Annotated in this window: 8 protein-coding genes; 2 read left to right on the top strand and 6 right to left on the bottom strand. The window is 69.1% G+C overall.

Going from position 1 to position 13,403, the window contains the following annotated elements:
- Positions 1-56: 56 nt before the first annotated feature.
- Together murJ and IE252_RS26920 are read right to left on the bottom strand one after the other, a co-directional pair.
- Entirely contained in the window at positions 57-2,228 is a 2,172-nt protein-coding gene (gene murJ / locus IE252_RS26925) for a murein biosynthesis integral membrane protein MurJ (protein ID WP_190092041.1), read from the bottom strand.
- Positions 2,229-2,282: 54 nt separating this feature from the next.
- Positions 2,283-4,628, bottom strand: coding sequence for a DUF6049 family protein (locus IE252_RS26920; RefSeq protein WP_190092040.1), 2,346 nt, complete (start codon positions 4,626-4,628; stop codon positions 2,283-2,285).
- 240 nt (positions 4,629-4,868) lie between these two features.
- Here IE252_RS26920 and IE252_RS26915 point away from each other — a divergent pair, with 240 nt between their 5' ends.
- A complete protein-coding gene (locus IE252_RS26915; RefSeq protein ID WP_190092039.1) occupies positions 4,869-6,311 on the top strand; it encodes a CCA tRNA nucleotidyltransferase in 1,443 nt (480 codons plus the stop codon).
- A 157-nt stretch (positions 6,312-6,468) separates the two neighbouring features.
- On the opposite strand, the gene IE252_RS26910 is transcribed toward IE252_RS26915, so the two are convergent.
- The 4 genes from IE252_RS26910 to IE252_RS26895 form a co-directional block, all read right to left on the bottom strand.
- Positions 6,469-6,987 (bottom strand): LppU/SCO3897 family protein, encoded by a 519-nt coding sequence (locus IE252_RS26910; RefSeq protein WP_190092038.1) that lies wholly within the window; start codon positions 6,985-6,987, stop codon positions 6,469-6,471.
- Positions 6,988-7,095: 108 nt separating this feature from the next.
- Positions 7,096-8,349 carry an MFS transporter gene (locus IE252_RS26905; RefSeq protein WP_190092037.1) on the bottom strand — a complete coding sequence of 418 codons (1,254 nt, stop codon included), beginning with the start codon at positions 8,347-8,349 and terminating at the stop codon, positions 7,096-7,098.
- Between the two features lie 80 nt (positions 8,350-8,429).
- Positions 8,430-9,512, bottom strand: a complete 1,083-nt coding sequence (locus IE252_RS26900) for an inositol-3-phosphate synthase (RefSeq protein WP_190092036.1) — start codon at positions 9,510-9,512, stop codon at positions 8,430-8,432.
- Between the two features lie 50 nt (positions 9,513-9,562).
- Complete coding sequence (locus IE252_RS26895; protein ID WP_188276669.1) at positions 9,563-10,246, bottom strand: PadR family transcriptional regulator; 684 nt, start codon at positions 10,244-10,246, stop codon at positions 9,563-9,565.
- A 375-nt stretch (positions 10,247-10,621) separates the two neighbouring features.
- On the opposite strand from IE252_RS26895, the gene IE252_RS26890 reads away from it, so the two are divergent.
- Positions 10,622-13,294 carry a transglycosylase domain-containing protein gene (locus tag IE252_RS26890; RefSeq protein ID WP_190092035.1) on the top strand — a complete coding sequence of 891 codons (2,673 nt, stop codon included), beginning with the start codon at positions 10,622-10,624 and terminating at the stop codon, positions 13,292-13,294.
- The last annotated feature ends 109 nt before the right edge of the window (positions 13,295-13,403 follow it).

Genomic DNA, 13,403 nt, shown 5'->3' with positions numbered 1-13,403 from the left:
CCGGCGCTATGCACGACACACGGCGGCGGACGATGGTTGTGCGCGGGAGAACGAACTCAGCGTCCGAGCCGTCCCCGCACCATTCCGACCATGGAGTTGAGCTCCTCGATCCGCATCTTCTTCGCCGCGACGAAGAAGACACCGAGCAGTACCGCCCCGCCCACCACGAGTGCCGCCAGCGAGCCGAGCGCCCCCTGGCCGAGCCCCTTCAGGACGAGGTAGCCCAGCGCCCCGCCGATCCCGGCCGCCGGCACGGCCGCCAGGGACAGCCTCGCGTACGTACGCAGCACGCGCGCGCCGTCCAGGTCGCCGCCCAGGCGGTTGCGCAGCCGGCGCCAGGCCACTCCCACGCCCACGGCGTAGGCGAGACCGTAGGCGCCCGCCATCCCCACGACTGCCCACTGGGCGGGCAGCATCACATAGCAGGCGGCCGAGGCGGCGGCGTTCACCGCGGCGACGATGACCGTGTTGTAGAACGGCGTCCGCGTGTCCTCGTACGCGTAGAAGCCGCGCAGGACGACGTACTGGACCGAGTACGGGATCAGCCCGAGGGCGAACGCCATCAGGATGAAGCCCATGGACCGGCCCGCCTCGACGCCGCTGCTGGAGTACAGCAGCGTGCACATCGGGACGCCGAGCGCGAGGAACATGAAGGAGACCGGGACGATCGCGACCGCCGAGTTGCGCAACCCCTGCGAGATGTCGTCGCGGACCGCGCCCGGGTCGTTGTCGTGCGCGGCCCGGGAGATGCGCGGCAGCAGGGCCGCCATCACCGAGACCGTGATGATCGCCTGCGGCATGCCCCAGATCAGCTGGGCGTTGGAGTAGGCGAGGAAGCCGGCGCCGTGTTCGCCCGAGGCCTTTCCGGCCGCCGTGGCGAGCTGGGTGACGACCAGCACGCCGGCCTGGTTGGCCAGCACGAACAGGACCGTCCACTTGGCGAGCTGGACCGTCTTGCCGAGGCCGTGGCCCCGCCAGTCGAAGCGCGGCCGGAAGCGGAAGCCGGTCTCCCGCAGGTACGGGATCATCGCCAAGGCCTGGACGACCAGGCCGAGCAGGGTGCCGATGCCGAGCAGGCGGATGCCCTCCGGCGGGATCGTCTGCACACCCATGCGGGACTCGGCCGAGGTGCCGTAGACCCAGATGAACAGGCCGAACGTGCCGATCATGACGATGTTGTTGAGGACTGGCGTCCACATCATCGCGCCGAACTTGCCGCGGGCGTTGAGGATCTGGCCCATCACCACGTGCACGCCCATGAAGAAGATCGTGGGCAGGCAGTAGCGGGCGAAGGTGACGGCGACGCCGTTGGCCGCCGTGTCGTCGGAGATGGTGCCCGACATCAGCTTGATCAACAGCGGGGCGGCGAAGACGACGATGGCGACGATGGCGCCGAGCGCCACCATGACGAGGGTCAGCAGCCGGTTGGCGTACGCCTCGCCGCCATCCTCGTCGTCCTTCATGGACCGCACCAGCTGCGGCACGAAGACCGAGTTCAGGCCGCCGCCGACGGTGAGGATGTAGATCATCGTCGGCAACGTGTACGCGACGGTGTACGTGTCGCCCAGCAGCGAGGTGCCCAGCGCGGCCGTGATCACCAGGCTGCGGACGAACCCCGTCAGACGCGACACGAGCGTGCCCGCGGCCATCACGGCGCTCGACTTGAGCAGCCCGGAGGCGCGGCCGCCGGACTTCTGCTGCGGCGCGGCGGGCAGCGGCTCGGGCTCCGGGGCGGCCGGCGCCGGGCCGGACCCCTGCTGGTCGCGGTAGAGGTAGGCGAAGGCGTCCTGCTCGGGCGGCTCCTCGCCCGAGTGGGTGACCAGGTCGTCGACGCCCACGAACTGCGTGGTGCCGGCGGTGTCGCCGTACGGCAGATGGCGCGAGGGGCCGTCCGGCTCGGGCGGCGGGGTCTGCGCCCAGATCCGGGGGTCCGGCGCGTACTGCTGCGCGGGCGGCTGCTGGTAGAGCGGCTGCGGCTCGGCGTAGGTGCCCGGGGGCGGCGGCGGGTGCGCGGCGCGGTCGTACAGCGCCTCGGTCACCGGGTCCTGGGCGTACAGGTCCTGCGCCCGGTACGGATCGTTGCCGTAGGCGTCCTGGAAGTACGGGTCCGGCACGGGCTGCTGCGGCGGCACCTGCTCGGCGTAGGGAGGCACCGGGGGCGTGTTGCCGGACGACGCGGAGCCGCCGCCCGCGCCCTGCCCGCGGTCACCGTCGTACGGCGCGTTCATGGATACCCCACCTCATCGTCCCCGGCCTGGCCGGCCACGGTGCATAGCGATAGCTCAATGCTCCACTTTCTCACCCGTGCCGGGCGAGGCCCCGCTTTCCGGACCGGTGTCCGGTGTCGGGTCACTCGGCTGCTCGGGATCGTCACCGCCGTCCGCCTCCGCGCCGTCGCCCTCCCCGGTCTCCCCGGCCGCCTTGCGGGCCGTGGACCGCTTGCGCTGGGTGTACATCCTGATGCCCGCGAGGACGAGCAGCAGGACACCGCCGGCGATCACCAGCATCACCGTCGGGGTGATCTCGGAGACCTTGACCGTGAACTCCATCGGGTCGCCGTAGGGCGTGCCGTCCTGCGTGTAGAGCCGTGCGGTCACCTGGACGGGGCCGTTGGCGTTCGCGGTGGCCGTGAACTTCACCGACTGGCTGTGGCCGCCGTCGATCTTGACCGGCTGTCCGCCGTTCGCGTCCTCGTTGGTGGTCACCTTGAGGCGGGAGGGGTTGCTCGGCTCCAGCCGCAGCACCAGGTTGCCCACGGGCTGGACCAGCTGGTTCTGCACGGTGACGGCGAGGGTGGCGCTGCGCCCCGACATGGTGGCCGTGGACTTCTGGATGAGCCGCACCTCGCCGGTGAGGCCGTCCAGATAGCTCTGCACCCCGGCCCGGTAGATCACGGCGCCTTCGCGGTCGTCGCGCCAGGACGTCGACATCTCGCGGTTGATGGCGTTGCCGAAGGGCGTGACGACGCGGTCGGGCGCGGTCAGGATGACCTTGAACTTGTCCAGGGTGCCCTGGGTGCTCTTCATGTCCTGGAACGCCTGCACCGGCAGTTCCTGCTTGCGCAGCGATCCGGGGTACGAGGAGGAGCCGGGCACCCGGGCGGTGGCGCGCGCGTCCGGCTTGGCCGTGGCGGCCGCGGTGAGGTCGAGCGGCTCGGTCCAGCGCTGCGCGCTCAGGGCGCGGATGGCGCTCGCCATCGTCTGGGCCTGGCTGGCGGACGGCATCCGCTGCGGGGCGACGACGACACTGCGCTGCTTCTCGGTGTCCTGGAGCGTGATCGCCAGCGTCTGGGCGAGGAACTCCTGGATCGCCGGTGTGGAGTTCCCGGACCTGGACATGTCGCCCTCGAACGCCGTCGAGAGCCGGGCGTCGGAGACCACGGCGGTGGTGCCGCCGCCGATCGGCCGGGCGGCCGACGGGGAGTAGGAGAGGTTGTTGGTCTCGCGGAGGCTGTCGCTGCGGGCGATCACGTTGTGGGCGCCCGCCGAGGTGGCCACGTCGACGATCGAGGGGTCCACCGCGCCCTGCACCGGCCAGGCGAAGTCGACCGAGGGCGTCACATGGAGGATGGTCTCCACGGTCTTCTCGGCCACCTCCGTGGCCCCCTGGAGGTGGCTCAGCGACCCGGAGACCTCCTTGCCCCGGTGGGCGAGCGAGGCCAGGTCCGGGTCGGCGAAGGGCACCGCGACGACCTTCTTGCCCTGTACCGCGTCCTCGAGCTCGCCCAGCCACTGCTTGGCCACGTCCTGGTTGGTGCCCGGCACATCGCTGTCGCCGGACTTGACCCGGTAGTTGCGGGTCATCGCGTCGACGGTGGCGAGGAGATCGGGGTCGATCACCCAGGTCACCGGCAGTTGGCTGCCCAGCGAGACCATCCGCTCCAGGCGGCCGCCGGGCGCGAGCTCGGCGGCCAGCGCGTCGTCGGCGAAGACCGGGGTCTGCTGCTCGTCCGAGCCCGTCTGCGCGGTGAGGTGGGTCGACGACATCAGCGGCCACATGTACGTGAGCTGCGACTTCTTGCCGTCGACGGCCTCGGGCTGCCACGGCAGGAAGGTCCGCTGGATGCCCAGGACCTGGTCGTACTGCTGGCTCGCCGTCTGCCCGGACAGGGAGACGCCCAGCTGGTAGACGCCGTCGCCGCCCAGCCCCAGCTTGCTCACCGGCACCGAGAGGGTGAAGTCCCGGCTGATCCCGGGGGCCAGCTTCGGGAACTTGACCGTGTACTTGTCGTCGACCTCGGCCGGGTCCAGACCCGGCGAGAAGGCGCCGCGCTGGGAGGCGTCGTCGATCGCGGTCCGGCCGGTGAGCCGCTGACCCACCCGCAGGCCCACGTGGGCGCTGGTGACGGCCTGCTTGCCCGTGTTGGTGACCGTGCCGGAGATCGTCAGCGTGTCGCTCTTGACGGGGGCGCTGGGGCTCATCGAGTCGAGCGTCACCTGGACGGTGCGCGAGCCCGTGGCCGCCCGGTTCGGCGCGGCCGCCTCGGCGGCGTGGGCCGCCGTGGTGGCGGCCGTGCCGGAGAGCAGACCGGCGATCAGGGGGGCGCCGACCAGCAGCGCCGCTGTGCGGCGCAGCCACCGGCGGGCAGGAGAGGGGCCCATCCCCTGAGAATCTGCCGCCTCGGCCACGCGTCGCCCGTCCCTCGTCGTCGTCAGCTGTGTCGGTGGTTGTCGATTCCTGCGTCCACGCATGGTAACGAGGTGGACTGTGGCGAAGTGCCGTGGACTGCTCCACATGATCGGAAGAGTGTGCCAGGGAGCCAGGTGGGGCGGCTTTCCGGGGCCGTGGAGAGCCCGCGAGGACGAGTGAGCCGGGGCGGGCGGAAACGATGACGCCCCGGTCGGCCGGGGCACGTACCCTTTTCTGTTGTGCCGAACGCCAACGAAGACAATCCCAGCGCCCTGAGCCAGGTGCAGCGCCGCGCGGTCAGCGAACTGCTGCGGGTGTCCCCGGTCGCCGACGACCTCGCCCGCCGCTTCCAGGAGGCCGGGTTCTCGCTTGCCCTGGTCGGCGGCTCGGTACGGGACGCGCTCCTCGGCCGGCTCGGGAACGACCTGGACTTCACGACCGACGCCCGCCCCGAGGCCGTGCTGAAGATCGTGCGCCCGTGGGCGGACGCGGTCTGGGAGGTCGGGATCGCGTTCGGCACCGTCGGCTGCCAGAAAGACGGCTATCAGATCGAGGTGACGACGTACCGCTCCGAGGCGTACGACCGGACCTCGCGCAAGCCCGAGGTGTCCTACGGCGACTCCATCGAGCAGGACCTGGTCCGCCGCGACTTCACGGTCAACGCGATGGCCGTGGCGCTCCCCGAGAAGGAGTTCGTCGACCCGCACGGCGGCCTGGAGGACCTGGCGGAGCGCGTCCTGCGCACCCCCGGCACCCCGGAGGAGTCCTTCTCCGACGACCCGCTGCGCATGATGCGGGCCGCGCGCTTCGCGGCGCAGCTCGACTTCGAGGTGGCCCCCGAGGTCGTCGCCGCGATGACGTCGATGGCCGAGCGGATCGAGATCGTCTCCGCCGAGCGCGTACGGGACGAGCTGAACAAGCTGCTGATCTCCGCACACCCGCGCAAGGGGCTGCGGCTGCTCGTGGAGACCGGGCTCGCCGATCACGTGCTGCCCGAGCTTCCGGCGCTGCGGCTGGAGAGTGACGAGCACCACCGGCACAAGGACGTCTACGAGCACTCGCTCACCGTGCTCGACCAGGCCATCGCCCTGGAGAAGGACGGGCCCGACCTGGTGCTGCGCCTCGCCGCGCTGCTGCACGACATCGGCAAGCCGCGGACGCGCCGGTTCGAGCAGGACGGCCGGGTCTCCTTCCACCACCACGAGGTGGTCGGCGCGAAGATGACCAAGAAGCGCATGACGGCATTGAAGTACTCCAACGACATGGTCAAGGACGTCTCGCGCCTGGTGGAGCTGCATCTGCGCTTCCACGGTTACGGCACGGGCGAGTGGACCGACTCGGCCGTGCGCCGGTACGTACGCGACGGCGGGCCGCTCCTGGAGCGGCTGCACAAGCTGACCCGCTCGGACTGCACTACGCGCAACAAGCGCAAGGCGACCGCGCTGTCGCGGGCCTACGACGGGCTGGAGGAGCGGATCGCGCAGCTCCAGGAGCAGGAGGAGCTCGACTCGATCCGCCCGGACCTGAACGGCAACGAGATCCAGGAGATCCTGGGGATCGGGCCCGGCCCGGCGATCGGCCAGGCGTACAAGCATCTGCTGGAGCTGCGCCTGGAGAACGGGCCGATGGAGCACGACGCGGCCGTCGCGGCGCTCAAGGAGTGGTGGGCCGAGCAGGGCTGAGGTTGCCCAGGACGACGTTTCACGTGAAACATGCGCCGTCGTTTCACGTGAAACCGGGGCCGCTGTTTCACGTGAAACATGGCGGGAACCTGGCGACCGTAGATGTGCCGAGGGGCGGTGTTTCACGTGAAACACCGCCCCTCGGTCTCTGCCGCGACTACTTCGTGTAGTTCTCCAGGCAGAGGGTGAAGTGCTTCTTGCCGCGAGTCTCGGTGTACTCCGAGTACTTGGTGCGGTCGCAGCCGGTGATGTCGTCCTTCTTCTCGACGACCTTGTACTTGGCCTTCGAGTCGCCGCAGTCCACGACCTTCAGGTCCGGGTTGGTCGTGGAGTCGGGGTTGCCGATGCTCATGCAGTCGCCGACCTTGGCGGTGTCGGCGTCATGCCGGCTGGACCACCAGCCCACGGCGGCGGCGATGACGACGCTCACCACGACGACGATCCGGACGATCTTCTTGATGTTGCGGCGCGGCGGGGCGGGCGCCGGCGCGGGGGGTATCGGACCGCCCTGGTTGAAGTAGGGCGACTGCTGCGGCGGGACTCCCGGCTGACCCGGCTGCCCGTACGGCGCACCGCCCTGCGGCTGTCCGTACGGAGCTGCGCCCTGCGGCTGTCCGTAGGGAGCGTTGGGCTGCGGCGCGTACGGGTTCTGGCCCTGGGGCGGCGGAGTGGACACGTGGGAGTTCCCCCTTGGTGAAAACAGGTGATGTATGACGCCCGTAAGGTAACGGGCCCGGCTGACATCCCTGCTATCGGAAGGGACTCTGTGGCCCTGATGTGACACTCAGCCGCTCTGAAACCGGGTCATAAACACCGCTACTGCCGCGTAGATCACAGAGACCGTGACAACCAGAAGTGCCGACTTTCCGTCAGGGGGCAGCATCAGCGCGGCGACCGCGGCGGCGCCGACGAAGGCGACGTTGAAGAGCACGTCGTACAGCGAGAAGATCCGGCCCCGGTAGGCGTCGTCCACCGAGGACTGCACCACGGTGTCCGTGGAGATCTTCGCGCCCTGGGTGACCAGCCCCAGGACGAAGGCGGCGACGAGCACGGGCACGGGGGCGAACGGCAGCCCCAGGGCGGGCTCCAGGACAGCCGCGGTCCCCGCGCACACCGCCATCCATCGGTAGGGCCCCAGTCGCGCCACCGCCCCCGGAGTCACCACGGCAGCCGCGAAGAACCCCGCCCCGGAGATGCCCACCGCCAGCCCCAGCAGCGCCAGTCCGTCGGAAGTGCCGTCGGCCCAGGCGTACCGGCAGAGCATCAGCACCAGCACGGTCAGCGCCCCGTAACAGAAGCGCAGGAGTGTCATCGCGATGAGCACGTGCGCGGCCGTCCGGCGCTCGCGCAAGTGGCGCAGCCCGTCGACGAGTCCGCGTGCCGTCGTCCCGATCGCGGCACCGATCCCTGGCCGGGCGGTATCGGGGTCGGGCCCCAGCAGCCCGGGCGGCAGCCGCAGCGACCACAGGGCCGCGCACAGATAGAGGAGCGAGCCAAGCAGCACGGTGGCGGCGTCCGCTGGGAGCACCAGCCGCAGCCCGAAGGCCAGCCCGCCGCCCGCGGTCGCGGCGAGCGTTCCGGCGGTCGGCGAGAGGGAGTTGGCCATGACGAGCCGCTCCTCGTCCACGACCCGGGGCAGCGCGGCCGAGAGTCCCGCGAGGACGAAACGGTTGACGGCCGTGACGCAGAGCGCGGAGGTGTAGAAGAGCACGTCGGGCGCCGAGGTCAGCAGGAGCAGCGCGGTGCAGCCGGCCAGCAGGGCGCGCAGCAGATTGCCGTACAGAAAGACCTGGCGCCGCTGCCAGCGGTCCAGGAAGACGCCCGCGAAGGGGCCGACGACCGAGTAGGGCAGCAGCAGCACGGCCATGGCCGAGGCGATGGCGGTGGGCGAGGTCTGTTTCTCGGGGGAGAAGACGACGTGGGTGGCGAGCGCGACCTGGTAGACGCCGTCCGACGCCTGGGAGAGCAGTCGTACGGCCAGCAGATGCCGGAAATTCCTCAGGCGCAGGAGTACGCGCAGATCACGCACGACAGGCATGTGTGCAAGCGTCACATATGAAGAGGGTCCCCGCGCCGGCACGGCACGGGGACCCTCAACAGTCGGGTGAAAGCCGAGACTTAGCGCTCGACCTCGCCCTTGATGAACTTCTCGACGTTCTCGAGGGCCTCGTCGTCGAAGTACTGCACCGGCGGGGACTTCATGAAGTACGAGGACGCGGAGAGGATCGGGCCGCCGATGCCGCGGTCCTTGGCGATCTTCGCGGCGCGCACGGCGTCGATGATGACACCCGCGGAGTTCGGGGAGTCCCACACCTCGAGCTTGTACTCGAGGTTCAGCGGGACGTCGCCGAAGGCACGGCCCTCGAGGCGGACGTAGGCCCACTTGCGGTCGTCGAGCCACGCCACGTAGTCCGAGGGACCGATGTGGACGTTGTTGTCGCCCAGCTCGCGGTCACGGATCTGCGAGGTGACGGCCTGCGTCTTCGAGATCTTCTTGGACTCCAGACGCTCGCGCTCGAGCATGTTCTTGAAGTCCATGTTGCCGCCGACGTTCAGCTGCATGGTGCGCTCCAGGCGGACACCGCGGTCCTCGAAGAGCTTCGCCATCACGCGGTGCGTGATCGTGGCGCCGACCTGCGACTTGATGTCGTCGCCGACGATCGGCACGCCCGCCTCGGTGAACTTGTCCGCCCACTCCTTGGTGCCGGCGATGAAGACCGGAAGGGCGTTGACGAACGCGACCTTGGCGTCGATGGCGCACTGCGCGTAGAACTTCGCAGCGACCTCGGAGCCCACGGGGAGGTAGCAGACCAGAACGTCGACCTGCTTGTCCTTGAGGACCTGGACGACGTCGACCGGCGCCTCGGCGGACTCCTCGATGGTCTGGCGGTAGTACTTGCCCAGACCGTCGTGGGTGTGACCACGCTGGACCGTGACGCCCTTGTTCGGGACGTCGCAGATCTTGATGGTGTTGTTCTCGCTCGCACCGATGGCGTCGGCGAGGTCGAGGCCGACCTTCTTGGCGTCCACGTCGAACGCGGCCACGAACTCCACGTCCTTGACGTGGTAGTCGCCGAACTGGACGTGCATCAGACCCGGCACCTTGCCGGCCGGGTCGGCGTCCTTGTAGTACTCGACGCCCTGCACCAGCGAGGCGGCGCAGTTGCCCACGCCGACGATGGCTACGCGAACCGAACCCATTCCGGTTGCTCCCTGTGTGTTCTCGACGAAGTCCTGCGGACGCAGGGCCTTCAGTTGGCGGTGTCCTCGGACGGATCCGGCCGGGTGCTGTCCCGATGCCGGGGCAGGCCGCCCGTCTCTCCTGATGTGTGGTCCTGCTGAGCGGAGCCGGTGGCCGGGCCGGATCGCTGATCCCGCCCCGCCCGCTCGCTCTCGATGAGCTCGTTCAGCCAGCGCACTTCGCGCTCCACGGACTCCATGCCGTGACGCTGCAGCTCAAGCGTGTAGTCGTCCAGGCGCTCGCGCGTACGGGCCAGGGAGGCGCGCATCTTCTCGAGGCGCTCCTCCAGCCGGCTGCGACGACCTTCCAGCACGCGCATCCGCACCTCGCGCTCCGTCTGCCCGAAAAAGGCGAAACGTGCCGCGAAGTGCTCGTCCTCCCAGGTGTCGGGGCCGGTGTGGGAGAGCAGTTCTTCGAAATGCTCCTTCCCTTCGGCCGTCAACCGGTAGACGATCTTGGCCCGGCGCCCTGCGAGTGAAGCAGCGAGAGCGTCCTCGGGAGCGCTGCCCGGTTCCTCGATCAACCAGCCGCTCGCGACCAGCGTCTTGAGGCAGGGGTAGAGGGTCCCGTAACTGAAGGCCCGGAAGATCCCCAGTGAGGTGTTGAGCCGCTTGCGCAGCTCGTACCCGTGCATCGGGGCCTCGCGAAGCAGGCCGAGGACGGCGAATTCGAGGATGCCGGAGCGCCTGCTCAACCTTCGCCTCCTCTGCCGCCGCGGACCTTTATGCCGTGCTGATGTATCGACTCGATACATCCTGACGATAGAACGGTGTAGCCCCTGCGACAAGGGGGGCCATCGTGAACGGCGTCACATCGTCAATTCGTAGGAAGCAAGTTGCCTGATTTGGGGTGAACTTCGGCCCCTGGCTGGTTTTGACCGTGCGTAGTCTGTGCGGCATGCAGACCACCGGGAGCCGAGTGACGTCAGGGGGCGTCGGCGCGTACCGCGCCATCGGCATACCGGGTGCACGGCGGACGAGCTCGTCGCAGGGCCGGTCCGTCTGTCGGGGGGACCGGAACTCACCAGTCGCTTTCAGGCGCTCTCGCCTGCCCGAGGAGTAGTCGTTCGATGAGCGAGCACCGTCGCAAACCGCCGGAGTCGCAGGGCGGCGGCCGGGCCGCCGCCCGACGGGCTGCCCAGCCGTCCGGTCGCCGCGCGGCCCCCGCCCGGGACTCGGTCACGAGTTCCCCCTCCGGTTCGTACGGAGAGCAGCGGCCGGCCGGTGGGCGTGCCGAGGCGCGACGGGCCGCCCAGCGGGGCGGACGCAGACGAGCGGCCGAGCCCGGCGGTGGCGGCCCGGCCGGTCCGGGCGGGCGCCGCGGCGGTACGGGCCCCGGCAACCGGCGGCCCGGCAAGAAGCGGTTCATCGACTACCCGCGCTTCAACAAGAGCGGGTGGCGGCGCTGGATGCCCTCCTGGAAGCTCGTCAGCGGGCTGTGCCTGGGCTTCCTCGGCACGCTGGTGATCGCGATCGGCATCGCCTACTGGATGGTGAGCGTCCCGAACGTGGCCCAGGCGGCCCAAGCCGAGAACAACGTCTACTACTGGGCCGACGGCTCCCAGATGGTGGCGACCGGCGGTGAGGTCAACCGCCAGATCATCGCGTACGAGAAGATCCCCGCGGCCATGCGGTACGCGGTCATCTCGGCCGAGAACAAGACCTTCGAGACCGACTCCGGCGTCGACCCCCAGGGCATCGCACGCGCCCTGGTGAACATGGCCAAGGGCGGCCACACGCAGGGTGGCTCGACGATCACCCAGCAGTACGTGAAGAACGCCCGGCTGGACGACCAGTCGCAGACGCTGACCCGTAAGTTCAAAGAGCTCTTCATCTCCATCAAGGTCGGTGCGACCAAGAAGAAGAGCGAGATCATGGCGGGCTATCTGAACACCGCCTACTACGGGCGCGGTGCCTACGGTCTGCAGGCCGCGGCCCGCACGTACTACAGCAAGGACGCCAAGGACCTCGACCCGAGCCAGTGCGCCTTCCTCGCCTCGCTGCTCAAGGGCGCCACCTACTTCGACCCGGCCGGTGCCACCGAGATCGACCCGGCGGCCACACCGGAGCAGAACACCAAGAACGCGATGAACCGGTGGGCCTGGATCCTCGACGAGGAAGTGAAGGACGGCCACCTCACAGCGGCCGACCGGGCCAAGTACAAGACCTTCCCGATGCCGGACAAGCCCAAGAAGAACGCGCAGCTCAGCGGGCAGATCGGCTATCTGGTCAGCCTGTCCAAGGCGTACTTCGTGAACAACAACACCCAGGGCATCAGCGCCAGTGACCTGGACCAGGGCGGCTACGAGATCCACACGACCTTCGACAAGAAGAAGGTCCAGGCGCTCGAAGGGGTCGTGAAGAAGGTCCGCAAGGACAACATCGACCCGAAGAAGCGCCCGACTCTCGACACCTTCGTCCAGTTCGGCGCCGCGTCGGTGGACACCAAGACCGGCGCCATCAAGGCGCTCTACGGCGGTGAGGACGCGACCAAGCACTTCACCAACAACGCCGACCAGACCGGTGCGCAGGTCGGCTCGACCTTCAAGCCGTTCGTGCTGGCCGCCGCCATGGAGTACGGAAAGCGCAACCCGAAGGGTCCCAAGGACCAAGGTGAGTCGGAGCGGACCTTGGTCTCCCCGAAGAGCATCTACAGCGGCCTGAACAAGCTGAAGATCAAGAACTACGACGGGAGCGTGTGGACCAACGAGAACGGCGAGCAGTGGCTGCAGACCAACGACGGCGGTGAGTCGAAGAAAACCATCGACCTGCGGGAGGCGATGGAGAAGTCGATGAACTCGCCCTATGTCCAGCTGGGCATGGACGTCGGCACGGACAAGGTGAAGGACGTCGCCCTTGCCACGGGCCTACGCAAGGACAGTCTGGCCTCGTCGACCGTGCCGTCGTTCTCCATTGGCACCTCCTCCCCCAGTGCCATCCGGATGGCCGGTGCCTACGCCACCTTCGCCACCAGCGGGATGCACCACGACGCCTACTCGGTGGAGAAGGTCATGCGCCGGGGCAGCGTCATCTACAAGCACGAGGACAAGGCGACCCGGGCCCTCCCCGCCGCAGTCGCGGACAACGTCACGGACGTCCTGAAGGACGTGGTCGAGAAGGGCACCGGTACCAACGCCCAGCTCAGCGGCCGTGACGTGGCGGGCAAGACCGGTACCACCGACGGCAACCGGTCCGCCTGGTTCGTCGGCTACACGCCACAGCTGTCGACCGCGGTGAGCATGTACCGCCTCGACGACAACGAGACCAACAAGAAGCGCGAGTTCCTGAAGATGTTCGGGACCGGTGGCCAGGAGAAGATCCACGGTGCGTCGTTCCCCTCGACCATCTGGCACGACTACATGGAGCAGGCGCTGAACGGCGTCTCGGCCGTCGATTTCCCGAAGCCCGATGACATCGGTGACAAGGTGTACGGCGGCGGCGCGTCGCCCAGCCCGACTCCCTCCCCATCGCCCTCGGACTCGCCGTCGCCCTCCGGGAGCCCCTCGTCCACCCCGTCGCTGACGCCGTCGCCCACCCCGAAGCCCAGCAAGTCCTGTGGCAAGTGGGACTGGAACTGCGGTGGGCCCGGCGGTGGGCCCGGTGGTCCCGGCGGCAGTGACGCGGGCACGGACCAGGGCACCAGCGTCGGGGACACCAGCGGTCCCACCGGCACCCCGTCACCCAGTAAGTCCAAGCCGGGCAGCGGCAACCAAGGAAATATCTTCGGGGGCCCGACCGGCTAGCGGGCCCGGCGCACGCGGCTGAATGTCAGGGGCGGTGTTTCACGTGAAACCAGCGATGGTGTTTCACGTGAAACATCGCCCCTCGGTATTTCCACAGAGGTGTACGGCA

It is taken from the genome of Streptomyces melanogenes, from assembly GCF_014649795.1.
Lineage (GTDB): Bacteria > Actinomycetota > Actinomycetes > Streptomycetales > Streptomycetaceae > Streptomyces > Streptomyces noboritoensis.
This window is presented reverse-complemented; position numbering and strand designations above follow the sequence as displayed.